We start from the raw sequence: 22733 nt of genomic DNA on the forward strand, positions 1-22733 counted from the left end.
GACTCGCGAAGCCCGCGAGTCGTACGTTCCGGGCCGGTGAGTCGTACGTTCCGGGAGCGTCAGCGGGGGTCGGCGGCCAGGGCCGCGGCGCCGACCAGGGCGGCGTCGTCGGCCAGTTGGGCGGTGCGGATGCGGGCGAGGGGGCGGTAGCCGGCGCCGGTGACGCGCTTCTTGTAGTGGTCGCGGGCGTCGTCCAGGAACAGGGGGGCGGACTCGGACACGCCGCCGGCGATCACGATGATCTCGGGGTCGTAGATGTCCGCGGCCAGGGCCAGGCCCTCGCCGAGCCAGGTGGCCAGCTCGGCCATGGCGCGTTGGGCGAGGGGGTCGCCCTCGCGGGCGGCGGCGGCGACCTTCCGGCCGGTGACGGCCCGCTTGTCGCCGGCCACCTCGCGGTCCAGGACGGTGGAGCGGCCGGGGTGGCGGGCCAGCAGCTCGACGGCCGTGGTGGACAGGGCGGTGCCGCTGCAGTAGCGCTCCCAGCAGCCGGTCTTCCCGCAGGGGCACGGGCGCCCACCCGGCACCAGCGACAGGTGACCCAGCTCGGGGGCCACGCCGTACGCGCCGCGGAAGACCTTGCCGTCCAGCAGCAGGCCGCCGCCGATCCCGGTCCCGATCGCGACCAGCAGCGCCACCCGCGCTCCCCGGGCCGCCCCGAACCGCTGTTCGGCGACCACCGCCGCGTTGGCGTCGTGCTCCAGCACCACGGGCAGCCCGAGACGGGACGCGATCCGGTCGGCGACCGGCGCCGAGCGCCACGCCAGGTGCGGCGCGAACATCACCGAGCGGCGATCCGTCGCGACGAAGCCAGCCACGGCCAGGCCCACCGCCGTCACCCGGTGCCGCGCCGCCAGCCCCCCGACGGCCGACACGATCGCGGCCTCCAGCGCCGCCTCGCTCGTCGGGGTCGGAGCGCGCGCGGTGTCCAGGACGGTGCCGTACCGGTCGACGACCCCGGCCCGCACGCTCGTCCCCCCGATGTCGACCCCGATCGTCGTCCTGGCCCTCACGTGCGTCGCACCGGGATCGGCTGGACGGTCGGCCCGTCGCCGCGGGGCCGGGGCGGCGGGGTGAACCCTGGCATGTGCGGGGCGCCCGGTTCCCACCGGTCGGCCAGCACCGCGCGCAGCAACGCCACCAGCTCGGCGGCGTGCTCCAGGCCGCGCGCGGCCAGCGCGTTCGGCTCCCCGCGCACCAGCGCGACCACCGCGCACACCGGGCACCAGTCGCACGACCCGGACGGCTCCGCGGCCACCTGGTCCAGCCACGGCCCGGCCCGCTCGGCCACCGAATCCAGCAGCAGCCGCAGCTCCTCCACCAGCCGGCTCCCCGGCTCGGCGCGGTCGGTCACGCCGGCCCTCCTGACTTCCCCGACTCGAACCGCAGCACCAGCCCGTCGCCGTCGGCGGTCGCGTCCACCACGGTGTGCCGGCACAGCAGCACCGGCAGCGCCACCAGCCGGCGCACCCCGTCGACGGTGATCGCCAGCTCGTCGCCGACCCGCGCCAGGTCCAGCGAGCTGGCGTCGGTCAGCGGCAGCGCGATCCGCAGCTCGTGCGCGGTATCCGACACCGTCCGGATGCTCATCAGCGGCCGGGCGTCCCCTAACGGGACCGCCAGCGGGTCGGCGTCCCCGTACAGCTCCTCGGCCAGCGACAGCAGCGGGCCCCGGCCGACCGGTTCGACCGGACGGTGCTCCACCACCCGCACCGGCAGCGGCGTCGACGCGTCCAGTTCGGACAGTACCGCGTCCTGCTCGGCGCGGCGGGTGCGCAGCCAGCTCGCCGCCGGGCCGCGCCACCGGCTCGCCCTGGGCACCAGCCGGTTCGCGACCAGCGTGTCGACCTGGATCCCGCGCAGTGCCAGCGCGGTCAGCGTCCGCCTGGTCTCGGCGACCACCAGCCGCTCCGGGGTGAGCACCAGCCGCACGCTCGTCGTGGCCGGGTCGACGAGCAGGGCACGCAGCCCGGCGAGGTGCTCGGCCAGCCGGTGGGTGGCGTCCACGGTGGACAGCCGGGCCAGGTAGCCGGCGACCGCCTCGGGCAGGGCCAGCAGCCGCAGCGTCTCCGCGGTCGGGCCGCAGTCGACGACCACGACCTCCCACTGACCCTCGCGGGCGAGCCGGGCGACCTCGGTGAGCGCGAGCAGCTCGTCCACCCCGGGCAGCACGGTCAGCTCGGCCGCGTCCAGTTCGTCGAGGCCGGCGCCGGCGAGCGCGTGCCGCAGGTGCCGGCGGATGTCCTGCCACGCCTTGTCGACCAGCCCTCTGGCGTCCACGTGCGCCGCGTACAGGCAGGTGTCCACTTCGGACGGTTCGCCGGTCAGCGACAGGTCGAACGCGTCGCCGAGGGAGTGCGCCGGGTCCGCCGAGCACACCAGGACCTTGCGCCCGCCGACCGCCAGGCGGGCAGCGGTCGCCGCGGCAAGGGTGGTCTTGCCGACTCCCCCCTTGCCGGTGAACAGCAGGACGCGCGACCGGCCTTCCACCGCCGCCTAGTCGCCCTCGGCCCGGCGCTTGAGCTCCTTGAGCGCGATGTCCATGATCATCTTCTCGGCCTTGCGGCGGAACAGCCCGATCATCGGGACCGCGAGCTGCACGGACAGCGTGTAGGTGACCCTGGTCCGCTCGCCGGCCGGGGTGAGCAGGTAGCGGCCGTTCTGCGCACGCTGCATCTGGCCCTTGACCAGCGTCCAACTCACCGACAGCCCGTCGCCGGCCCAGTCGTAGGCCAGCGTGTAGACGTCCTTGAACGCGCCGGCGTCGAGCGTGAACCGCACCTGCCGGGCTCTGCCGTCCGGCCCGTCCTCGAGGACCTCGGTCTTCTTCACCGCGTTGGCCCACTCCGGGTACGCGGGGAAGTCCGCGATCACCGCCATGATCTCCTGCGGTAACGCGTCGACCTCGATGGACTGGGTGGACTCGTCGGCCATGCGGGGGAGGTTACCCGGGTCACCAGCGCAGCACGTAGGGGCGCTCGGTGCGCTGGAAGTGTCCGACGTTGACGCACTCGGTCCTGGACACGCGCATCCGTGGCGCCAGCGGCTGGTGCACGTGCCCGAACAGCGCCCACCTCGGCTTCTGCGCCGTGATCAGCTCGCGCAGCGCGGCCGAGCCGACCTCGGTCCGCCTGGCCACCACGTCGTAGGTCAGCTCCGGCACGTCCGGCGGGATGTGGCTGCACAGCACGTCGACGTCGGTGAGCCGGTCGACCCCGGCCGCGAACTCCTCCGGCGTGCGCATGTACGCGCGGAACACCCCGGCCCGCCGCCTCGGCACGCCGGGAGCGAGCTGTCCGCCGCCGACGAACCCGAAGCGCAGCCCGCCGAGCTCGACCACCTCGCCGTCGAGCACCCGCACGCCCTCGCCCGCGAACTCGGGCCAGAGCGCGGGCACGTCCACGTTTCCGGGGGTGGCGTAGGCGGGCGCCGGCAGCGCGTCGAACAGCCGCCGGTACTGGTCGCGCACGGCCTCCTCGACCACCGCGGCCGGGTCGGCCAGGCCGGTCCACAGGGTCCTGGTGTACTCGGCCAGCTCCCCCGGCCTGCCCCGCCTGCGCAGCCGGGCGAACTCCGCGACCGTGTCCGGGCCGAACACCGCGCCCATGATCCCGCCGGTGTGGTCGTGGTAGTCGACGAAGTCGATCAGGTCGCCGAGGACCACCAGCGCGTCCGCGCCGTCCCCGGCCTTGGCCAACGCCTCGGCGTTGCCGTGCACGTCTGACACCACGTGTACCCGCACGGAGTCGAGGTTAGTTGCCCGGCGGGCATCCCGGGCGGCGCCCGTCCTCGAGCAGGGCCTTCAGATCGAGCGCGACGGCCTTCGCCGCGAGCTGGCGACGGGTCTTCTCCCTGGTCAGGCGGCCGCGGCGGGTCGCGGTGCCCGCAGGGAGGTCGGCACGGAGGAAGTAGTGGAGCACGGTGCCGTCCAGCACGGGCTCCAGCCACACCTCCATGGTGCCGACGAGCGCGCCGCCGACGGTCCAGCGCAGGCCCTCGTCGCCCCGGTCGGCGTACACCTCCAGCCGCAGGTCCGGCCAGAACCGCCGCCACGCGCCCGGATCGGTGAACGCCCTGGCCACGGTCGCGGGCGGCACGGCGAGGAAGGTCTCGTCGATCACGTCCACCTCGGGCACCCGTGCAGCATGTCACGGACCGGGACGCGCTAGTTTTTCGGTGTGACCGACCAGGAGAGCTTGACCGACATGGTCCGGGCGAACGCGGAGCGGTTCGGGGGAGCTGTCGGCGTTCGCCGACGGCGGGGCGGCTCGTGGGTGGACGTGACCACCCGGGAGTTCGCCGGGCAGGTGCACGACCTCGCTCGCGGGCTGATCGCCGCCGGGCTGCGGGCGGGCGACCGGGTGGCGCTGCTCGCCGGCAGCCGGTACGAGTGGACGCTGTTCGACTTCGCGGTGTGGTCGGCCGGCTGCCAGACGGTGCCGGTCGACCCGGCGGCGTCGCCGGAGGAGATCGAGTGGATCCTGTCCGACTCCGGCGCGTGCGCGGTGGTGCTCGAACACTCCGGGCACCGGGAGACGCTGCGCCGGATGGTCGACCGGCTGCCCGAGATCGGCTGGGTCTGGCAACTGGACGCCGACGGCGCGGACGACACCGACGAGGTCGTGCCCGCGGTGGCGGAGCTGACCGAGCTGGGTGCTGAGGTCGACGACCACACCGCGCACGCGCGCCGGCTCGCGGTCGGCGCCGACGCGGTCGCGACGCTGGTCTACCCGGCCGGGGTCGACCGGCCCAAGCGGGTGGAGCTGACCCACGGCGAGCTGCTCGCCGAGGTGCGGGCCACGATCGCGGCGAGCGCGCCGATGCTGCGGTCCGGGAGCTCACTGCTGGTGCTGCTCCCGCCGGCCGACCTTGCGGCGCGGATCCTGTCGATCGCGTGCGTCTACACCAGGACCACGCTGGGGCACGTGCCCGACACCGAGCACCTGAGCACCGACCTTGGCATCTTCCGGCCGAGGGTGATCGTCGCCGGCACCGACCTGCTCCGGGCGCTGCACGCCTCGGCCAAGGAGAAGGCCGCCGCCGAGGGCCGCACCCGCGTGTTCGGTGCGGCCGAGTCGGTCGCGGTCGCGTACGGCACCGGCCGGCGGTCGTTCGCGCTGCGGCTCGGGCACGCGGTGGCCGACGCCGTGGTGTACCCGAAGCTGCGGGCGCGGTTCGGCGGACGCTGCGTCGCGGCGATCACCTCGGGCACACCGCTCGAGCCGGAGCTGGAGCGGTTCTACCGGGGCATCGGGATCCGCGTGCACGCGCTGCCGGCGGTGTCGCTGATCGAGTCGCCCGCCTGATTCTCACGCGACGGCCGTCTCCCGGTGGGCGGCGACCGCCGCCCTGGTCTCCTCGGCGATCAGATCGGCGTTGATGTGCGCCCCCGCGGTCGCCCCCGCCGACGCCGCGAGCCCGACCTGCGCACCCAGGTCGGTGACGTTGCCGGCGACCCACACGCCGGGCACCTCGGTCCGCCCGGTCGGGTCGGCCGGCACGTGCTCCCCCATGCCGGACGGGTGCGGCACCGACCGCAGGCCGAGACCGGCCAGGACCCCGCCGCGCGCCACCATCCGCGACCCGACCGCCAGCACCGCGCGCTCGACCAGCGAGCCGTCGACCATCCGCACGCCGGCGATCCGGTCGTCGACGACCTCCACGGCCGCCACCGCGCCGGGCACCACGCGGACGCCGCGGGCGGCCAACTGCTCGGTCTCCTCGTCCGTGGGCTTCACCACGTCGTTCGGGAAGAACACGACGTCCGCGCTCAGCTGGCGGAACAGCATCACCTGGTGCACCGACATCGGACCGGTCCCCAGCACGCCGATGGCCTGGTCGCGGACCTCCCAGCCGTGGCAGTACGGGCAGTGCACCACGTCCCGGCCCCACCGCTCCGCCAGCCCCGGCACATCCGGCAGCTCGTCGACCAGGCCGGTCGTGACCAGCAGCCGCCGCGCCCGGACCGCCCGGCCGTCGGCGAGCGCCACCGCGAACCCGTCGCCGTCACGACGCGTGGACTCGACTTCGCCGGTCACCACGTGGCCGCCGTAGCCACGGACCTCCGCCCGGCCGCGCGCCAGCAGGTCGGCCGGCGGCGTCCCGTCGCGGGCCAGCAGCCCGTGCACGCCGTCGGCCGGGGCGTTGCGCGGGGCGCCCGCGTCGATCACCGCCACCGAGCGCCGCGACCTGGCCAGCATCAGCGCCCCGCTCAGGCCGGCGGCGCCACCGCCGACCACCACCACGTCGTAGCCATCACCCAACAAATCGGTCACCGTGACCACCTCCACGGCAACCATGCGCCCGCACCCGCGGAACGCGCAAACCTTGTTGCCGTTCTGGCAACTAGAACGCGGAGCCGTCCAGGAGGCGGGACAGGCGGCGGGCGATGTCCTGCCAGCGCCAGTGGCGGGAGACCCAGCGGCGGCCGGCCTCGCCCATCTCGGTGGCCCAGGTCGGGTCGGCGAGCAGGGTGGCGACCCGGTCGGCGATCTGCTCCACCTCCCGGCCGTCGACGATGTGCCCAGTCACGTCCTCCAGCACGGTCTCCGGGGCTCCTCCCGACCGGCCGGCGACCACCGGGAGCCCGGCCGCCGACGCCTCCAGGTAGACGATGCCCAGGCCCTCGACGTCCAGGCCGCGGCCGTGCGTGCGGCAGGGCATCGCGAACACGTCGCCCGCCGCGTAGTGCGCCGGCAGCTCCTCCCACGGGACGCGGCCGGTGAGGATCACGTCCTTGCCGACCCCGAGCTGGTCGGCCATCGCGCGTAACCGGTCGGCGTACGGACCGCCGCCCACCAGCAGCAGCGCGGCCTCCGGCACCCGACGACGGATCATCGGCAGCGCCCGGATCAGCATGTCCTGGCCCTTGCGCGGCCACAGCCGGGACACGCACACCGCGGTCGGCCGGTCGCCGAGGCCGTAGCGGGTGCGGATCTCCTTGCGCGCCGAGTGGTTCGGCTGGAACTGCTCGGTGTCCACGCCGGACGGCAGGTACTCCAGGGCCGCCATTCGGCCGAACGCGGCGGCGAACCGCGAGCGGGTGTACTTGCTGACGAACGTCACCACGTCGGAACCCCGGCCGATCCGGCGCAGCGCCTGCCGCGCGACCGGCAGCATCGACCAGCCGACCTCGTGGCCGTGCGTGCTCGCGATCACCCGCTCGGCGCCGGCCGCGCGCAGCGACGGGCCGAGCAGGCCGAGGGGCGCCGCCGCGCCGAACCACACCGTGTCGCAGCCCTCGCCGCGCAGGATCTCCTTCGCGCGGCGGGCGACGTCCGGGGTGGGCAGCATCAGCCCGCCGGGGTGGCGCACCACCTGGAACGGCTGCGCCGCGTCGAACGCGCGGTCCGAGCCGGTGTGCTGCTCCCACGACGGCGCGTAGACCACCAGGTCGTGGTCGGGCAGCCGGGTCGCCAGCGCGTGCAGGTAGGACTGGATCCCGCCGGGTCGGGGCGGGAAGTCGTTGGTCACCAGCAGGGTCCGGGGCACCAGCGAACCCTACTCGAGCGCCCCGAGCAGGTAGTCCTGCCAGCCCCGCACCAGCTCCGCGCGGTCCACGCCGAGCACGTCGCGCAGCAGGTCGTCGGTCTCCCGTGCGGACACCGCACCGGCCGCGGCGAGCGTGCGGTACAGGTCGATCAGGGTGTCCTCGCCGTACTCGGCGGCGATGTACCTGGCCACCGACCAGCTCTCCTGGTACGCCCGGTCCAGCTCGGGGCCGCTGGAGGAGAACGACCGGTCCTCCGGCAGCGATCCGGGCGGCCCGTCGTCGCGGACCTGCCGCATCAGGTCCGGCGCGCCCTCGTCCAGGGTGACGCCGCTGTCCCGGTAGCCGACGTAGTCCGCGAAGCCCTCAAGCAGCCAGGTCGGCGAGCCGTCGACGGTGTCCGCCCTGGCCGCGACGTGGGTGATCTCGTGACGCAGCACCACCCGCAGCGAGGTGAGCGACAGCGCCCGCACGCCGGTCGGGCTGAGCACCACCCGCTGGCCGGTGACCTCGCGGCTGGCGTTGTTCACCCGGTCGGCGACCGCGACCGCGACGACCGAGTCGACCGGGAAGTCCTTCGCGCCGACCAGGGCGCGCATCTCGCTCGCGGAGTCCGGCAGCATCAGCACCACCCGCTCCGACCACGAGGTCGGCCACAGCTCGCTGACCGCGCGCACGGACGAGTCCAGCTCGCCGACCAGCCGCTCCACCATCGGCTCGCTGCCGGGGTGGCTCAGCACGATGCCGTGCCCGGTGGCCGCGACCTGGCACGGCGCGAAGTCCCACGGCCCGCGCCAGGTGCGGCGGCCGAGCCGGTCCAGCTCGGTGTCCGACCGCAGGTACCAGGAGTCGTCGTGGCGGGCGAACAGGTAGCCCATCGCGCGGCTGGTCGGCACGACGTCGCCGCCGCGCAACGCGTATCGCAGGTCGACGCCGGGCGCCCAGACCTCGTCGGCGCCGGCGGCGGCCTCGTCGGGCAGGTCGGTGAGGTCGAGCGCGTCGCCGGGGTGCAGCCGGTAGGACCACTCGTCGAGCGGGACCCCGGCGAGGTTGTCGAACAGCTCGCGCTGGGTGGTGACGAACGCCTCGTCGGCCTCCGGGTCGAGGGTGGCGAGGAACGCCTGCTCGTCCCGGTCACGCAGGGCCGCCGCGCGGCGGTCGAGCAGGTCGGTGACGGCGGCGGCGCGGGTATCGGCGTCCCGGACGTCGGCCTCGGTGGGCGGGGCTGGCGCGCCCAGCGGCTGCGCGGGGCCGGCCGGCGGCGGCTCGCCGGTGCCCGGCACGGAGACCAGTGCGAGTCCGAGCAGGAAGATCGCGGCGATCGCGGCAGCCAGCCACGTCCGCACACCAGCCCGGTTGGTCACGAGTAGATGCTAGGTCCATCCGGCGCCGGGGCCACAACGGACCGGGGGCCGGTACGCGGGTGTCGCGTACCGGCCCCCGGTCCGTTGGTCCAAGCGCTCAGCCGGCGATGCGGCGGGCGCCCAGGTAGTCCGAGCCGCCGCCGTCGGGCGCGGAGGCCGTCTGCACCGGCGTGCCCGACTGGGAGGCGTGCACCAGCTGGCCGCCACCGATGTACATCGCCACGTGGTGGATCGAGCCCGGGCTGCTGCCGTAGAACAGCAGGTCGCCGATCTGCCACTCGCCGTAGCCCACGGCGACGCCGTAGCCGTACTGCGCGCGGCTGGAGTGCGGCAGCGAGATGCCGACCGCGTTGTACGCGAACATCGTCAGGCCGGAGCAGTCGAACTCGTCCGGACCCTCGGCGCCGTAGACGTACATGTCACCGCGCTGGTCCATCGCGACCTTGGCGGCAGCACCGCCGAGACCAGGACCACCGAGGAAGACGCTGTTGTCACCGCCACCGGCCAGGGTCTCCTGGTCGGCGCCGCTCAGCTCGTCGTAGGCCTCCTTGACCTCGTCGGCCCGGGCGTCGAGGTCGTCGGCCTTCTTCTGGATCTTGTCGCGCAGCTTGCGGGCGGCGACGGTGGCCTGCTCGGCACGGGACGTCGCGTCGGCAGCCTTGGCCTTCGCGCCGGCGGCCATGTCGACCGCGTTGGTCAGCTTGGTCAGGGCCTGCTCGCTGTCCGACGCGAGTACGCCCAGTGCGGCGGCGCGCTCGAGGAAGTCCTCGGACGAGGAGCCGGTGAGCAGGGCGGACAGCTTGTTGAACCGGGCGCCCTGGAACGACGCGGCGGCGAGCTGGTCGACCCTGCCTCGGAAGGCCTCCTCGTCGGCCTCCGCCTGTTCCTGCGCCTTCTTCGCGTTGGCGAGGTCGGCGTTGGCCTTCTTCAGTGCGTCCTGCTTCTTCCGCAGGTCGTCCTTGGCGGCCAGCAGGTCCTCGTTCACCTTCTCGGCCCGGTCGGTCAGCTTCTGGTACTGCTCTAGGGCCTCGGACGCGGTGTCCGGTGGGGGCTGCTGATGGGGAGCTGGGGGGAGCGCGAGGGCCGGAGATGGGGACACGGTCACCACGGCGATGGCGGCGGTGACACTGGCTGCAGCCCGAAACGCGCGCTTCATTCGATGCGACGCCACGTCGCGCGGGTCTCCTTCGTTTCCTCGACCGCCGCCGGGGCGCCCGCATCTCTCCGGACCGCGTGGGGCCGCAACAACGGCCCGCGATCGATGCGTTCACCCCACCGATTTGGGGGTATCCGGTCCAGCCCCCCGACAAGGCTGACTCGGCGGTGATCCCGCGTCGGGCCCTCGGGGTGGGCCCTGCCGGCCGCGAGATCTCGGACAGGTTACGAAAAGTGAGTCCGCGCGTCTACCGGGGCAACCCGAAAAAGTGGTTCCGACCCCTTGGAACCCGAATGGAGCAGTCTTAACTCCCGTCTGTGACGATCACAACACCGCAGTTCACCCGGTCATGATGTTTAGTGTCGCCCGTTCGGCGACCGGGAACGACCGTTCGGCGACTGGCCGACCCGGCGCGTCGTTTCGCCGCCTTAGGCCGATTTGTCCATCCTCCCCAAGCGGGGCTCGAGGCGGGGCTCGAGGCGGGGTTCGAGGCGGAGCCGGGGCACGATGCCGGCCCGGCCGAGGGCGTCGATGGCCCGCCGCTCCGAGGCGTCGAGTTCGACAGCGGGCGGCGCGCCGAGCAACACGCTCACCACGCAGTCGTCACAGGCCAGCCCCCGCACCACACAGCTGTCGCAGTCGATGACCATGTCCCACTCCTTTCGAACAGATGTCCCACTGGAGACAACGGTAGAAGGAGGCACCGACAGTTTCGGCGCGTCCGGGCAACCCGGACGGGTGAATTCGACTAGGAACGACCGAGCCGGGCGAGGAGCACCGCGGACGGCACCGGGTGCGCGCCCCGGCGGCGGACCGAGTCGGCGACCGCGCGGTCGGAGGTCACCACGACCACCGGGCGGCCCTCCGGTTCGGCGGTGACCAACGCGCGGATCACGTCGTCGGCCAGCACGCCGGGATCGCTGAACAGCACCCGCACCCCGCGCGGCGACGTGGTCGGCACCGCCACCACGCCCGCGCCGTCGAACACCAGCGTGACCTCCGCCGACGTGCGGGCGGCCAGTGCGGCCAGCTGGCGGATCAGCCGCTCGCGCTGGTCGGACAGCGACAGCTCCGGGTAGCCGGTCTTGGTGACGTTGTACCCGTCGACCACCAGGTGCACCGACGGCAGCGCGAGCAGCCGCTCCAGCGCGGCGGGGTCCTCGACCCGGCTCACCGAGCCCTGCGCCTCGGTCGCGCCGCGCACCAGGTCGGCGGGCCGCGGCCCGGCCCCACCGAGCGCGAGTTCGCGGCGCAGCCCGGTGACGGCGCCGTCCAGCGTGTCGACCAGCAGGGCCAGCCGCACCTCGTCGGCCTGCCGCGCCTCGCGCGCCGACTGGCGGGCGATCTCCGCGTCCGCCTCCGCCCGGCCCGCCCGGCCGCGCTCGGCCTCGGCGCGGTCGTGCTCGCGGTCGCGCTGCTCGGTCAGTGCCGCGACCTCCGCCGCCGCCTCGGCCCGCACCCGCTCGATCTCCGACGACGCCCGCGCCGCCTCGTCCTTGGCCTCCCGCACCCGGACGCCCTGCTCGCGCAACCGCTTGCGCAGCCGCTCCAGCTCGACCTCGGCCTCCTGGCGGGCCTTCGCGACCGCGTCCTGCACCGACTCGAGCTCGCCACGCAGCGCCGCGAGCTCCGCCTCCGCCCGGTCGGCGCGGACGACCGCCGCGTCCCGCTGCGCCCGTAAGCTCGCGTCGGAGGCGCGCCGGGCCACCAGCTCGAGGTAGTGCCCGGCGGACTCCTCGCCGAGCAGGACGGCCGCCGCGGCCACCGCCACCGGGTCGTCGGCGCTCAGGTCCAGCGCGGCCGGCCGGTGCTTGCGGCACCACTCCACCACGGCGGTGCGGAACGCCGTCGAGTCGCGCAGGTTCGCGATGATCGGCCCGCTGCCCAGCCGCGCGCGTTTGGCCGGGGTGAACCGGGCGACCGCGCGGAGCTGCTGCGGGACGTCCACCGGCGGCAGCGCGCCGATCGCCCCGGCACCCAGTTCGGCGACACGCGCGCGAACCGCGTCCGGCAACGCCGTCCAGTCCACAGTGGACTCAGACCCGTCGGACCCATGGGACTCGGCCGGCTCGGGAGAGTCCCCCGGCCCGTCCGGTCCGATCGGGTGCAGCGACGGTGTCATCCCCACAGGCTAGCCGGGCGTGCTCGAGGCCACCCGACCAACTTTGTCGGTGCCCTCCCCTACCTTGCCCGGCATGCCGGAACGACAGGGCCAACTCGCGTTCGACGAGCTGGGCACCCCGCTGCGGTCCACCACGTTCGTGGTGTTCGACCTGGAGACGACGGGCACCAGCGACGAGGACACGATCACCGAGATCGGCGCGGTCAAGATCCGCGGCGGCGAGGTGCTCGGCGAGTTCGCCACGCTGGTCGACCCCGGTCGCGGCATCCCGCCGGAAGTGGTGTCGCTGACCGGGATCACCGACGCGATGGTGCACACGGCGCCGCGCCTGGACGCCGTGCTGCCGGCGTTCCTGGAGTTCACCTCCGGCACGGTGCTGATCGCGCACAACGCGGGCTTCGACGTCAACTTCCTGCGCAAGGCCTGCCAGCGGCACGGCTACCGGTGGCGCCGCCCCGCCGTCGTGTGCACCGTCCAGCTCGCCCGCCGGGTGCTGACCAGGGACGAGGCGCCGAGCTGCCGGCTGTCCGCGCTCGCCGAGCTGTTCGGAGCCGGCACCAAACCGATCCACCGCGCGCTGGCCGACGCGCGCGCCACGGTCGACGTGTTCCACGCGCTGCTGGAACGGGTCGGCTCGCTCGGCGTGCAGTCGCTCGAGGAACTGCTCGACTACATCCCCGAGGTCACCCCCGAGCAGCGGCGCAAGCGCACCCTGGCCGCCGACCTGCCGACCGAGCCGGGCGTGTACCTGTTCCGCGGGCCGGGCGACGAGGTGCTCTACGTCGGCACCGCGTCGGACCTGCGGCGGCGGGTCCGGCAGTACTTCACCGCGAGCGAGACCCGCCGCAGGCTGCGCGAGATGGTGGCGCTCGCGACCCGCGTCGACCACGTGGTGTGCGCGCACGCGCTGGAGGCGCAGGTGCGGGAGCTGCGGCTGCTCGCGGCGCACAAGCCCGCCTACAACCGGCGCTCGAAGAACCCGAGGCAGGCGTGGTGGGTCGCGCTCACCGACGAGGCGTTCCCCCGGCTGTCGCTGGTGCGCGAGCCCCGCGATCGCGCGGTCGGCCCGTTCCGCTCCCGAGGGCTGGCCGAGGACGCCATGATCGCGCTGCAGGACGCCACCGGCATCCGGCCGTGCACGGTCCGGATCCCGGCCAGGCACGCGCGGGCGCGGCCGTGCGCGCTGGCCGAGCTCGGCCGGTGCGCGGCGCCGTGCGCGGGCCGGCAGAGCGTCGAGGAGTACGCGCCGGCACCGGTCGCGTTCCTCGGCCTGGTCGCCGGGCGGCGGACCGACCCGCTGGCCCGGCTGGTGGCCCGGCTCACCGCGCTGGCCGAGGCGGAGCGGTTCGAGCAGGCCGGTCTCGACCGCGACCGGCTGCGGGTGCTCGTGCGCGCGCTGGACCGGGGACAGCGGCTGGCCGCGCTCGCGTCGGTGGCCGAGCTCATCGCCGCCCGCCCGGACGGTGCCGGCGGCTGGCAGTTCGCCGTGGTCCGGCACGGCAGGCTGGCCTCCGCCGGCGTCGCCCGCCGAGGGGTGCCGCCGATGCCGGTGGTCGACCTGCTCGCCGCGTCGGCCGAGACCGTGCTGCCCGGGCCGGGCCCGCTGGCCGGCGCCCCGGCCGAGGAGGTGGGCGTCGTGCTGCGCTGGCTGGATCAGCCGGGCACCCGGATGGTTCGATGCTCGCAGCCCTGGGCGGAGCCGGCACTGGCCGCCGCGAGCTGGCGTGGCTGGCTTGCCAGGGCCGACGCCGCACTGTCGAGCCGGGTGGAGGTGCCGGGTTGACCTTCGAAGTTGTCGCCATGGGGCGGTTGGGGGTGGACCTCTATCCCCAGCAGACCGGGGTGGGGCTGGCCGAGGTGACCTCGTTCGCCAAGTACCTCGGGGGCAGCGCGGCGAACGTGGCCGTCGCGGCGGCCAGGCACGGGCGCCGGACGGCGCTGATCAGCCGGACCGGGGAGGACCCGTTCGGCGCGTACCTGCACCGGGCGCTGCGCGAGTTCGGCGTGGACGACCGGTTCGTCACCGGGGTGTCCGGCCTGCCGACCCCGGTGACGTTCTGCGAGATCTTCCCGCCGGACGACTTCCCGATCTACTTCTACCGCTATCCCAAGGCCCCCGACCTGGAGATCTACACCCGCGAGCTGGACCTCGACGCGGTGCGCGGCGCGCGGATCTTCTGGGCCACGGTGACCGGCCTGTGCCAGGAACCGAGCCGCTCGGCGACGCTCGCCGCGCTGGCCGCCCGGCAGGCCGACGACCCGGACGCGATCACCGTGCTCGACCTGGACTACCGGCCGATGTTCTGGACGTCCAGGGACGACGCGCGGCACTGGGTGCGCACCGCGCTCGCGCAGGTCAACGTGACGGTCGGCAACCTGGCGGAGTGCGAGATCGCCGTCGGCACCCGCGAGCCGAGGGCGGCCGCTGCCGCGCTGCGGAACATGGGCGTGCGGCTCGCGGTGGTCAAGCAGGGTCCGGCGGGCGTGCTCGCCGTGGACGACGATGGCGAGGTCACGCTGCCGCCGGTGCCGGTCGACGTGGTCAACGGCCTCGGTGCGGGCGACGCGTTCGGCGGCGCACTGTGCCACGGGCTACTGTCCGGCTGGGACACTGAGCGCACGATGCGGTTCGCCAACGCGGCCGGGGCCATCGTGGCGTCCCGGCTGTCGTGTTCGGACGCCATGCCGACCAGTCGAGAGGTCGAGGAGCTGATGTCCGGTGTGGACTGAGGAGATCACCGACCGGCGGCTGCGCCGGCCGAGAGAGATCGCCGAGCTGGCCATCGCCCGCCGGCGCCCCGAATCCCCGCTCGGCCGCGGCCTGATCATCGCCGCGGACCACCCCGCACGCGGCTCGCTCGCCGCTGGCGCGGACCCGATGGCGATGGCCGACCGGGGCGAGCTGCTGAGCCGGCTGCGGGAGGCGTTGGCGCACCCCGGGGTGGCCGGGGTACTCGGCACCGCCGACGTGCTGGAGGACCTGCTGCTGCTCGGCGCCCTGGACAACCGGAGCGTGTTCGGCTCGATGAACCGCGGCGGCCTGGCCGGAGCGGCGTTCGAGCTCGACGACCGGTTCACCGGCTACACCGCGCCCGCGCTGAGCCGCTTCCGCTTCGACGGCGGCAAGATGCTGCTGCGCGTCGACCTGTCCGACGACCGGACGGCGGACACGCTGGAGTCGTGCGCCCGAGCGGTCAACGAACTGGCCGACCACGGCCTGATCGCCATGGTGGAGCCGTTCGTGTCCGGCCGGGTCGACGGGCGGCTGCGCAACGACCTGTCGGTCGAGGCCGCCACGAAGGCGATCACGATCGCGTCCGGCCTCGGCCACACGTCCGCCTACACCTGGCTCAAGGTCCCGGTGATCGGCGACGGCGGCGAGGACATGGCCCGCGTCCTGTCCGCCACCACCCTGCCGACCCTCCTGCTCGGCGGCGAGGTCTCCACCGACGCCGACGCCACGTACGCACGCTGGCAACGGGCACTGGCCCATCCGAACGTGCGGGGCCTGGTCGTCGGCCGCTCCCTGCTCTACCCGCCGGACGGGGACCACCTGAAGGCCGTCGACACCGCCGCGGGGCTGCTGTGACCGGGCACCACTACCTGCCCGCCGGGTCGACCGGGTCCGACCGGGTGACCGTCACGCCGGAGTCGGCCGGCTGGGCGCACTGCGGGCTCGCCGTCCTCGACCTGGCGCCGGGCGAGCGCCGCGTGGTCGAGACCGGGGAGGCCGAGACGCTCGTACTGCCGCTGTCCGGCGGCTGCGTGGTCGAGACCGGCGGTGAGACCTTCGAGGTCACCGGCCGGCCCGACGTCTTCTCCGGCCCCACCGACTTCGTGTACCTGCCGCGCGAGGCCACCGCGACCCTGTCGGCCCCCGCGCCGGCCACCCTGGCGCTGCCGTCCGCGGTGTGCACCCGCCGCCTCCCCGCCCGGTACGCGTCCGCCACCGGCGTTCCGGTCGAGCTGCGCGGCGCCGGGCGGTGCAGCCGCCAGGTCAACAACTTCTGCATCCCGGACGCGTTCGAGGCGGACAAGCTCATCGCCTGCGAGGTGCTGACCCCGGGTGGGAACTGGTCGTCCTACCCGCCGCACAAGCACGACGAGGCCGGGCCGGACGAGTGCGAGCTGGAGGAGATCTACTACTTCCAGGTGGCCGGCGGCGGCATGGGCTACCAGCGGGTCTACGCCTCGACCGCCGGTTCGATCGACGTACTGGCCGAGGTCCGCACCGACGACGTCGTGCTGATCCCGCACGGCTGGCACGGCCCGTCGATGGCGGTGCCCGGCTACGACCTGTACTACCTGAACGTGATGGCCGGGCCCGGCACCGAACGCGCCTGGCGGATCAGCGACGACCCGGCGCACACCTGGATCCGCGACACCTGGGCCGACGAGGAGGTCGACCCGAGGCTGCCGTTCACATCGTGACGGCGACCTCGCCGGTGGCGTGTCCGGCACGCACGTACCGCAGCGCGGGTCGGCCAGCGGGTAGGTGCGGCCGACGACCGGGGTGACCTCGCCGTCGACGATGAGCCCGCGCGGCAGCGCGAGGTCCACCGGCCGGTCGGCGCCCCGCACCAGGCGCCCCTCGCACACGCCCCCGACGATCACGGCAAAAGGAGGGCCGCCGCGGCGAACGCGACGGCCCTCCTCGTACGGGCTGGCTACAGCTTCTTGGTCGGGTCCTCCTGGCTGGTGGCCACCGTGGACCCGGTCTCGGTCTCGCCCGACTCGAGCTGCTCCGGCGCGTGGCCGTGCTGCGCGGCCCGGGCCTTGGCGAGCGCCGCGGTCTCCTCCGGCGGGTCGGCCCGCAGCAGCGACCCGGCCACCGGCTCGCCGGCCGAGCCCAGCTTGTTCATCTTCTTCGGCACCGGGGTGCCCTGGTACTCCAGCGGGATCGGGTGGCCGTGCTCGTCCACCGGACCCAGTGGCTGGTGCACCTCGATGAACTCACCGTGCGGAAGCCGCTTGATGATGCCGGTCTCCACGCCGTGCTCGAGCACCTGCCGGTCCGACCGCTGCAGCCCGAGGCACAGGCGGTAGGTGATCGCGTAGGCCACCGGCGGCGCCAGCAGCAGCGTGATCCGGCCGATCCACGTGGTGGCGTTCAGCGAGATGTCGAACTTCTCCGCCAGGACGTCGTTGGCCGCCGACAGCAGCGACACCATGAAGTAGGTGATCGCCATGACGCCGAGGCTGGTGCGCACCGGCACGTCCCGCGGCCGCTGCAGCAGGTTGTGGTGTGCGTAGTCCTTGGTGAACATCCGTTCCAGCCACGGGTAGACCGCCGCGAGCCCGATGAGCAACGGTAGTCCGGCCATGAACGGGAAGAACGGCGCGGGAATCGTGTAGTTCCCGAGGTAGACCTCCCACGCCGGCCATAGTCGGATCAGACCGTCTGTCCAGCCCATGTACCAGTCGGGCACCGTTCCCGCGGAGATGTGCGCCGCGTTGTACGGGCCGAGGTTCCAGATCGGGTTGATCTGGAAGAGGCCGCCGAGCAGGGCGGTCACGCCGATGACGACGGCGGTGAAGCCGCCGGCCTTGAGCGCGAACGTCGGCATGATCCGGACGCCGACGACGTTGGTCTCCTTGCGCCGCACACCGGGGAACTGGGTGTGCTTCTGGTACCAGACCAGACCGACGTGCACGCCGATCAGCGCGAGCAGGATGCCCGGGATCAACAGGATGTGCACCGTGTAGAGCCGCGGGATGATCTCCATGCCGGGGAACTCACTGCCGAAGACCAGCCAGTGCGACCAGGTGCCGATGACCGGGATCGACAGGATCAGGCCGGACATGATCCGCAGGCCGGCACCGGAGAGCAGGTCGTCCGGCAGCGAGTAGCCGGCGAACCCCTCCAGCGCGCCCAGCATGAAGATCACCACGCCGATGACCCAGTTGACCTCACGCGGCCGCCGGAACGCGCCGGTGAAGAACGTGCGGAACATGTGCACGACGATCGCGGCCATGAACAGCAGCGCCGCCCAGTGGTGCACCTGCCGGACGAACAGGCCGCCGCGCACGTCGAACGAGATGTACAGCGTCGACTCGTACGCCCGCGACATCTCCAGGCCACGCAGGTTCACGAACGAACCCTGGTAGGTGACCTCGGCCATCGACGGGTCGAAGAACAGGGCCAGGTACGTGCCGGACAGCAGCAGCACGATGAAGCTGTACAGCGCGATCTCGCCGAGCAGGAACGACCAGTGCGTCGGGAAGACCTTGTTCAGCTGGCGCCGCATGCCGCCGGCCATGTGGTACCGGTCGTCGGCCCACTTCGCCGCGCCGCCGGTCGCCCGCATCAGCAGGTTGTCCGGCTTCGTCGGTGTCGTCAGTCCGCTCATGACTTCCGCTCCCAGTAGGCCGGTCCGATCGGCTCGGTGAAGTCGCCGGTCGAGATGAAGTAGCCGGTGTCCGGGTCGACCGTGATCGGCAGCTGCGCGAGCTTGCGGGTGGCCGGGCCGAAGACCGGCTTCGCGTACTGCAGCGCGTCGAACTGCGACTGGTGGCACGGGCACAGAATGCGGTTGGTGCGCTGCTCGTACAGCGACGTCGGGCACCCCAGGTGACTGCAGATCTTGGTGTAGGCGTAGTAGTCGCCGTAGTTGAAGTCCTCCTGGCCCTCGGCCTTGACGACCTTCGCCGCGTCCTCCGGCCGCAACCGGATCAGCATGACCGGGTTGTCGGCCCGCTTGAGCCCGTGCACCAGCGCATGGTGGTCACCCCGCTCGGACTCGCGGAACGGGAACACCGTCTCCATCGCGCCGGCGTCGAGGTCGCCCGGGCGGACCAGCTCGACCTGGCTGGAGTCGCCGGTGTCGCGGCGCAGGAAGACCTTCTCGTCGCCGTGCTGCATCCAGCCGGTGTGCAGCAGGCCGTCCTCGTTCGAGGACTGGGCGTGCGGGTTGCGCAGGAACCCGCCGAGCGGGATCACGGTGAGCGCGAGGCCGAGCACGCCACCACCGAACGCCAGTGACCGCTTGATCATCGGCCGGCGGGCGAAGGTGCTGTCGTTGCCCGCGGTGGCCAGCTGCGCGGTGATCGTCGCCTTGTCCAGTTCGGCCGAGCCGCCGTCGTGGCGCTCCTGGACCGCGATCTCGTGCGGGATGAACTTGCGGGTGTAGACCAGCACGCCGATGCCGATCGCGAGGACCGCCACACCGAAGGTCAGGCCGAGCACCGGGGTGTAGAGCGAGTACCAGAAGTGGCCCGGCTCGTTCGCCGCGACGTACTGCGCGGGCCAGAAGATGAACGCCGCCACGCACGCCAGGCCGGCGAGGCCGGACAGGCCGAACCAGAACGCCACCGCCCGCTCGGCCCGCTTCTCCGCGCGAGTGCCCTTCACCGGCCACGGGTCCGGGTACTCCACCAGCTCGACGCCGTCGAGCTTCATGCCGAGCTTGCTCAGCTCGTCCCGGCTCATCCGGCCGAGCTCCTCGTCGCTCGGCGTCTTGGGTGGGTGCTCCGGATAGTCCACGCTCATTGCTTAGCCCCGATCCACAACGTGATGCCGAGCAGCGCGGCCATCCCCACAATGAAGCTGATCAGACCCTCGGACTGCGGGCCGAGGCCGCCCAGGGGGTTGCCGCCGGGGCTGTTGTCCCCGTCCGCCACGGACTTGACGTAGGCGATGATGTCCTTCTTCTCCTCCGGCGACAGTTGTCGTTCGGAGAAGCGCGGCATGTTCTGCGGGCCGGAGAGCATCGCCGCGTAGATCTGGTCCTCGGTCGCGCCCTCCAGTGGCGGGGCGGCCTTGCCGGAGGACAGCGCGCCGCCCTGACCGGTGAAGTTGTGGCAGGAGGCACAGTTCAGCCGGAACAGCTGACCGCCGCGGGCCGGGTTGTCGCCGACGAGCTCCGCGCCGCTCTCCTCCGGCATCTCCACGCCGCCGCCGTTGGCCTGGATGAACGCCGAGATCTGCTCGATCTCCTCCGGCGTGAGCACCGGCGGCTTCTCCTCGGCCTGGGCGCCCTGCACCACGGCCGGCATCCGCCCGGTCGACGTCTGGAAGTAGACGGACGCCTCGCCGATGCCGATCAGGCTGGGACCGCGGTCCTCGACACCCTCGAGGTTCGCGCCGTGGCAGCTGATGCAGGTGGTGTTGTAGATCTGCTCGCCCTGCCGCACCATGATCGGGTCGTCCTGCGCCTGCGCGGTCTGCGGCTCGGGAACGAGCACGCTGTACAGCGTGCCGACGCCGACGAGCGCCACGGCGATCGCGAGCATCCCCGCCACGCGGCGGCGGAGCTTGGTGCGCGCCCTGCGTTTCTTCATCATCTGTGCGGCCACCGTCATTTCACGAAGTAGATCACGCTGAACAGGCCGATCCAGACCACGTCGACGAAGTGCCAGTAGTAGGACACGACGATCGCGGACGTCGCCTGGGCGGGGGTGAACTTGCTCATCCTCGTGCGGATCAGCAGGTACACGAAGGCGATGAGCCCCCCGGTCACGTGCAGACCGTGGAACCCGGTGGTCAGGTAGAAGACCGTGCCGTACGCCGAGGACGGGATCGTGGTGCCGTCCTGGATCAGCTGGTAGTACTCGTAGGCCTGGCCGAGCACGAAGATCGTGCCCATGGCCAGGGTGATCGTGTACCACCGCCGAAGTCCGAACACGTCACCTCGCTCCGCCGCGAACACTCCCAGCTGACATGTGAGTGACGAGGCGACGAGGATGATCGTGACAACGAGCGCGTAGGGCACGTTGAGGTGCGTCGGCTCCGGCGGCCAGTGCTCGGTCTCGTTCTGCGCCTTGACGGTGAAGAACATCGCGAACAGGCCGGCGAAGAACATCAGCTCACTGGCCAGCCAGACGATCGTGCCGACGCTGACCATGTTGGGCCGGTTCAGCGAGTGCACACGTTGGCTGATGGAAGGCGCTGCTGTCGTCACGCGGGCATTATGGCCTGTCGCGACGTGGTGCACCTGATCGGGTCCACGGCGCGCCCGGGTCCTCGAGTGATCTCCGAGAACCGCCGGGGGAACTACCGGCGAACCACCGGGCACCTGATGGTCACCAGGGGCTTCCGGATAGCATCGGGTCGTCCCGTTTCCGTCTTCCGGAGGCCCCCGAGATGAGCACGCCGCTGAAGATCCTGGTGTTCAGCCACCGGCCCGAGGTCCGGGAGACGATTGTCACAGCGGTCGGCCGCCGCCCGGCGACCGACATCGGCCGGGTCGACTACCACGAGGCGGCCACCATCTCCGAGGTGCTGATGGAGATGGACAGCGGCACCGTCGACCTGGCGATCCTGGACGGCGAGGCCCAGCCCACCGGGGGCATCGGCCTGTGCCGGCAGCTCAAGAACGAGATCAACGCCTGCCCGCCGATCGTGATCGCGATCCGGCGCAAGGACGACCGCTGGCTCGCGACCTGGTCGCAGGCCGACGCGGTGATCGTGCACCCGCTCGACCCGCTGACCGCCGCCGAGACCGTCGCCGACGTGCTGCGCAACAAGCGGCTACCCGTCCACCAGGGGTGATCCGATCGTGGGCAAGACCTGGCCGGCCCTGCTCGGCGCACTGGTGACGGGCACGAACCTCTCCGCCGAGGACACCTCCTGGGCGATGGACCAGATCATGTCCGGCAACGCCACCGCGTCGCAGATCGGCGCGTTCGCGGTCGCGCTGCGGGCCAAGGGCGAGACCGCCGCCGAGGTGGCCGGCATGGCCGAGGCGATGCTGTCCCACGCCCGCCTGGTCGACCTGGACATCGCGACCGCCGACGTGGTCGGTACCGGCGGCGACCAGTCCGGCACGGTGAACATCTCCACGATGAGCGCCCTGATCACCGCGGCGGCCGGGGTGCCGGTGGTCAAGCACGGCAACCGTGCGGCGTCGTCGCGTTGCGGTGCCGCCGACGTGCTCGCCGAGCTGGGGGTGGCCATCGAGCTGTCCCCCGCGTCGGTGGTCGAGTGCGTGCGGACCCTGGGCATCGGCTTCTGCTTCGCGCCGGCGTTCCACCCGGCGTTCCGGCACGTCGGCCCGGCCCGCAAGGAGCTGGGCATCCCGACGGCGTTCAACATCCTCGGCCCGCTGACCAACCCGGCGCAGCCGAGGGCGGCCCTGGTCGGCTGCGCGAACGAGCGGCTGGCCCCGGTCGTGGCCGAGGTGCTGGCCGCCCGCGGCTTCAGCGTCCTGGTGGTCCGCGGCGACGACGGCCTGGACGAGATCACCACGACCACGACGACCACCGCCTGGGTGGTGACGAACGGCACGGTCCGGGTGGAGAAGATCGACCCCGCCCGCCTGTCCGTGGCGACGTGTGAGCCGCACGAGCTGACCGGCGGCGACGCGGCGCGGAACGCCACCGTGCTGCGGGAGGTGCTGTCCGGCCGGCCCGGCCCGGTGCGCGACACGGTGCTGCTGAACGCCGCCGGCGCGATCGCGGCCTTCCGCGGCCTGTCCGACGACCTGCACGCCGACCTTGGCGCGGCGCTGGCGAGCGCGGCCGAAGCGGTGGACAGCGGCGCGGCGACCGGCCTGCTGGAGCAGTGGGCGACGCTGTCGACGACACTGCGCGCCGGCGAGGAGCGGAGCCCCGCCGCGGTGAGCTGACGACATCCGGTCACCAGGAACCCGCGCCGGCGCGCGGCCG

The 22733-nt window shown here is 73.1% G+C and carries 23 protein-coding genes; 7 read left to right on the forward strand and 16 right to left on the reverse strand.

Going from position 1 to position 22733, the window contains the following annotated elements; genetic code table 11:
• Positions 1 to 59: 59 nt before the first annotated feature.
• The 6 genes from JT362_RS13360 to JT362_RS13385 are packed head-to-tail and all read right to left on the reverse strand — an operon-like array spanning position 60 to position 4133.
• A complete protein-coding gene (locus tag JT362_RS13360; RefSeq protein ID WP_260191480.1) occupies positions 60 to 1010 on the reverse strand; it encodes an ROK family protein in 951 nt (316 codons plus the stop codon).
• On the reverse strand, positions 1007 to 1351 hold the full coding sequence (locus JT362_RS13365; RefSeq protein WP_260191481.1) for a hypothetical protein: 345 nt from the start codon (positions 1349 to 1351) through the stop codon (positions 1007 to 1009). Before JT362_RS13365 ends, JT362_RS13360 begins: the two co-directional genes overlap by 4 nt.
• Positions 1348 to 2487 (reverse strand): ArsA family ATPase, encoded by a 1140-nt coding sequence (locus JT362_RS13370; RefSeq protein ID WP_260191483.1) that lies wholly within the window; start codon positions 2485 to 2487, stop codon positions 1348 to 1350. The genes JT362_RS13365 and JT362_RS13370 overlap by 4 nt, the downstream gene beginning before the upstream one ends.
• A 6-nt stretch (positions 2488 to 2493) precedes the next feature.
• Positions 2494 to 2931, reverse strand: a complete 438-nt coding sequence (locus JT362_RS13375; protein ID WP_260191485.1) for an SRPBCC family protein — start codon at positions 2929 to 2931, stop codon at positions 2494 to 2496.
• A gap of 19 nt (positions 2932 to 2950) precedes the next feature.
• Entirely contained in the window at positions 2951 to 3739 is a 789-nt protein-coding gene (locus JT362_RS13380; protein ID WP_260191488.1) for a metallophosphoesterase family protein, read from the reverse strand.
• A 10-nt stretch (positions 3740 to 3749) separates the two neighbouring features.
• A complete protein-coding gene (locus JT362_RS13385) occupies positions 3750 to 4133 on the reverse strand; it encodes a polyketide cyclase / dehydrase and lipid transport (protein WP_260191489.1) in 384 nt (127 codons plus the stop codon).
• 42 nt (positions 4134 to 4175) lie between these two features.
• Here JT362_RS13385 and JT362_RS13390 point away from each other — a divergent pair, with 42 nt between their 5' ends.
• Positions 4176 to 5303, forward strand: a complete 1128-nt coding sequence (locus tag JT362_RS13390) for an AMP-binding protein (RefSeq protein ID WP_260191491.1) — start codon at positions 4176 to 4178, stop codon at positions 5301 to 5303.
• Positions 5304 to 5306: 3 nt separating this feature from the next.
• On the opposite strand, the gene JT362_RS13395 is transcribed toward JT362_RS13390, so the two are convergent.
• The 6 genes from JT362_RS13395 to JT362_RS13420 all read right to left on the reverse strand — a co-directional run bounded on the left by JT362_RS13395 (position 5307) and on the right by JT362_RS13420 (position 12128).
• Entirely contained in the window at positions 5307 to 6296 is a 990-nt protein-coding gene (locus JT362_RS13395; protein WP_260191493.1) for an NAD(P)/FAD-dependent oxidoreductase, read from the reverse strand.
• 46 nt (positions 6297 to 6342) lie between these two features.
• Complete coding sequence (locus tag JT362_RS13400) at positions 6343 to 7488, reverse strand: glycosyltransferase family 4 protein (RefSeq protein ID WP_260191494.1); 1146 nt, start codon at positions 7486 to 7488, stop codon at positions 6343 to 6345.
• A 9-nt stretch (positions 7489 to 7497) separates the two neighbouring features.
• The gene (locus JT362_RS13405) at positions 7498 to 8850 is read right to left on the reverse strand and encodes a hypothetical protein (protein ID WP_260191495.1); all 1353 of its coding nucleotides are present in this window, start codon (positions 8848 to 8850) and stop codon (positions 7498 to 7500) included.
• A gap of 97 nt (positions 8851 to 8947) precedes the next feature.
• Entirely contained in the window at positions 8948 to 9949 is a 1002-nt protein-coding gene (locus tag JT362_RS13410) for a C40 family peptidase (protein ID WP_260191496.1), read from the reverse strand.
• A gap of 485 nt (positions 9950 to 10434) precedes the next feature.
• Positions 10435 to 10656: a hypothetical protein gene (locus JT362_RS13415; protein WP_260191497.1), complete on the reverse strand. Its 222-nt coding sequence runs from the start codon at positions 10654 to 10656 to the stop codon at positions 10435 to 10437.
• Positions 10657 to 10754: 98 nt separating this feature from the next.
• Positions 10755 to 12128, reverse strand: coding sequence for an NYN domain-containing protein (locus JT362_RS13420; RefSeq protein WP_260191498.1), 1374 nt, complete (start codon positions 12126 to 12128; stop codon positions 10755 to 10757).
• A 73-nt stretch (positions 12129 to 12201) separates the two neighbouring features.
• Here JT362_RS13420 and JT362_RS13425 point away from each other — a divergent pair, with 73 nt between their 5' ends.
• The 4 genes from JT362_RS13425 to iolB are packed head-to-tail and all read left to right on the forward strand — an operon-like array spanning position 12202 to position 16559.
• On the forward strand, positions 12202 to 13911 hold the full coding sequence (locus JT362_RS13425) for a DEDD exonuclease domain-containing protein (RefSeq protein WP_260191500.1): 1710 nt from the start codon (positions 12202 to 12204) through the stop codon (positions 13909 to 13911).
• Positions 13908 to 14858, forward strand: coding sequence for a 5-dehydro-2-deoxygluconokinase (gene iolC, locus JT362_RS13430; RefSeq protein ID WP_260191501.1), 951 nt, complete (start codon positions 13908 to 13910; stop codon positions 14856 to 14858). The genes JT362_RS13425 and iolC overlap by 4 nt, the downstream gene beginning before the upstream one ends.
• The gene (locus JT362_RS13435; protein ID WP_260191502.1) at positions 14848 to 15717 is read left to right on the forward strand and encodes a Cgl0159 family (beta/alpha)8-fold protein; all 870 of its coding nucleotides are present in this window, start codon (positions 14848 to 14850) and stop codon (positions 15715 to 15717) included. Before iolC ends, JT362_RS13435 begins: the two co-directional genes overlap by 11 nt.
• Positions 15714 to 16559: a 5-deoxy-glucuronate isomerase gene (iolB, locus tag JT362_RS13440; protein ID WP_260191504.1), complete on the forward strand. Its 846-nt coding sequence runs from the start codon at positions 15714 to 15716 to the stop codon at positions 16557 to 16559. The genes JT362_RS13435 and iolB overlap by 4 nt, the downstream gene beginning before the upstream one ends.
• 236 nt (positions 16560 to 16795) lie before the next feature.
• On the opposite strand, the gene qcrB is transcribed toward iolB, so the two are convergent.
• The 4 genes from qcrB to ctaE are packed head-to-tail and all read right to left on the reverse strand — an operon-like array spanning position 16796 to position 20971.
• Entirely contained in the window at positions 16796 to 18478 is a 1683-nt protein-coding gene (qcrB, locus tag JT362_RS13445) for a cytochrome bc1 complex cytochrome b subunit (RefSeq protein ID WP_311202701.1), read from the reverse strand.
• Positions 18475 to 19611, reverse strand: a complete 1137-nt coding sequence (gene qcrA, locus JT362_RS13450; protein WP_375546489.1) for a cytochrome bc1 complex Rieske iron-sulfur subunit — start codon at positions 19609 to 19611, stop codon at positions 18475 to 18477. The genes qcrB and qcrA overlap by 4 nt, the downstream gene beginning before the upstream one ends.
• Before the next feature lie 2 nt (positions 19612 to 19613).
• Complete coding sequence (qcrC, locus tag JT362_RS13455; RefSeq protein ID WP_260191506.1) at positions 19614 to 20429, reverse strand: cytochrome bc1 complex diheme cytochrome c subunit; 816 nt, start codon at positions 20427 to 20429, stop codon at positions 19614 to 19616.
• Entirely contained in the window at positions 20426 to 20971 is a 546-nt protein-coding gene (gene ctaE, locus JT362_RS13460) for an aa3-type cytochrome oxidase subunit III (RefSeq protein ID WP_260191595.1), read from the reverse strand. Before ctaE ends, qcrC begins: the two co-directional genes overlap by 4 nt.
• A 239-nt stretch (positions 20972 to 21210) precedes the next feature.
• Between ctaE and JT362_RS13465 the strand changes: the two genes are divergently transcribed.
• Together JT362_RS13465 and trpD are read left to right on the forward strand one after the other, a co-directional pair.
• Positions 21211 to 21618: a hypothetical protein gene (locus JT362_RS13465; RefSeq protein ID WP_260191507.1), complete on the forward strand. Its 408-nt coding sequence runs from the start codon at positions 21211 to 21213 to the stop codon at positions 21616 to 21618.
• Between the two features lie 7 nt (positions 21619 to 21625).
• Complete coding sequence (gene trpD / locus JT362_RS13470) at positions 21626 to 22693, forward strand: anthranilate phosphoribosyltransferase (protein ID WP_375546490.1); 1068 nt, start codon at positions 21626 to 21628, stop codon at positions 22691 to 22693.
• Positions 22694 to 22733: the final 40 nt, after the last annotated feature.

The organism is Actinophytocola gossypii, assembly GCF_025165815.1.
GTDB lineage: Bacteria > Actinomycetota > Actinomycetes > Mycobacteriales > Pseudonocardiaceae > Actinophytocola > Actinophytocola gossypii.

Bases quoted from the DNA above. Each gene is read 5' to 3' on its own strand.
- JT362_RS13375 (WP_260191485.1), bottom strand. From the start codon at position 2,931: ATGGCCGACGAGTCCACCCAGTCCATCGAGGTCGACGCGTTACCGCAG.
- JT362_RS13395 (WP_260191493.1), bottom strand. From the start codon at position 6,296: ATGGTTGCCGTGGAGGTGGTCACGGTGACCGATTTGTTGGGTGATGGC.
- JT362_RS13415 (WP_260191497.1), bottom strand. From the start codon at position 10,656: ATGGTCATCGACTGCGACAGCTGTGTGGTGCGGGGGCTGGCCTGTGAC.
- JT362_RS13420 (WP_260191498.1), bottom strand. From the start codon at position 12,128: ATGACACCGTCGCTGCACCCGATCGGACCGGACGGGCCGGGGGACTCT.
- JT362_RS13425 (WP_260191500.1), top strand. From the start codon at position 12,202: ATGCCGGAACGACAGGGCCAACTCGCGTTCGACGAGCTGGGCACCCCG.
- qcrB (WP_311202701.1), bottom strand. From the start codon at position 18,478: ATGAGCGGACTGACGACACCGACGAAGCCGGACAACCTGCTGATGCGG.
- qcrC (WP_260191506.1), bottom strand. From the start codon at position 20,429: ATGACGGTGGCCGCACAGATGATGAAGAAACGCAGGGCGCGCACCAAG.
- ctaE (WP_260191595.1), bottom strand. From the start codon at position 20,971: ATGGTCAGCGTCGGCACGATCGTCTGGCTGGCCAGTGAGCTGATGTTC.
- JT362_RS13465 (WP_260191507.1), top strand. From the start codon at position 21,211: ATGAGCACGCCGCTGAAGATCCTGGTGTTCAGCCACCGGCCCGAGGTC.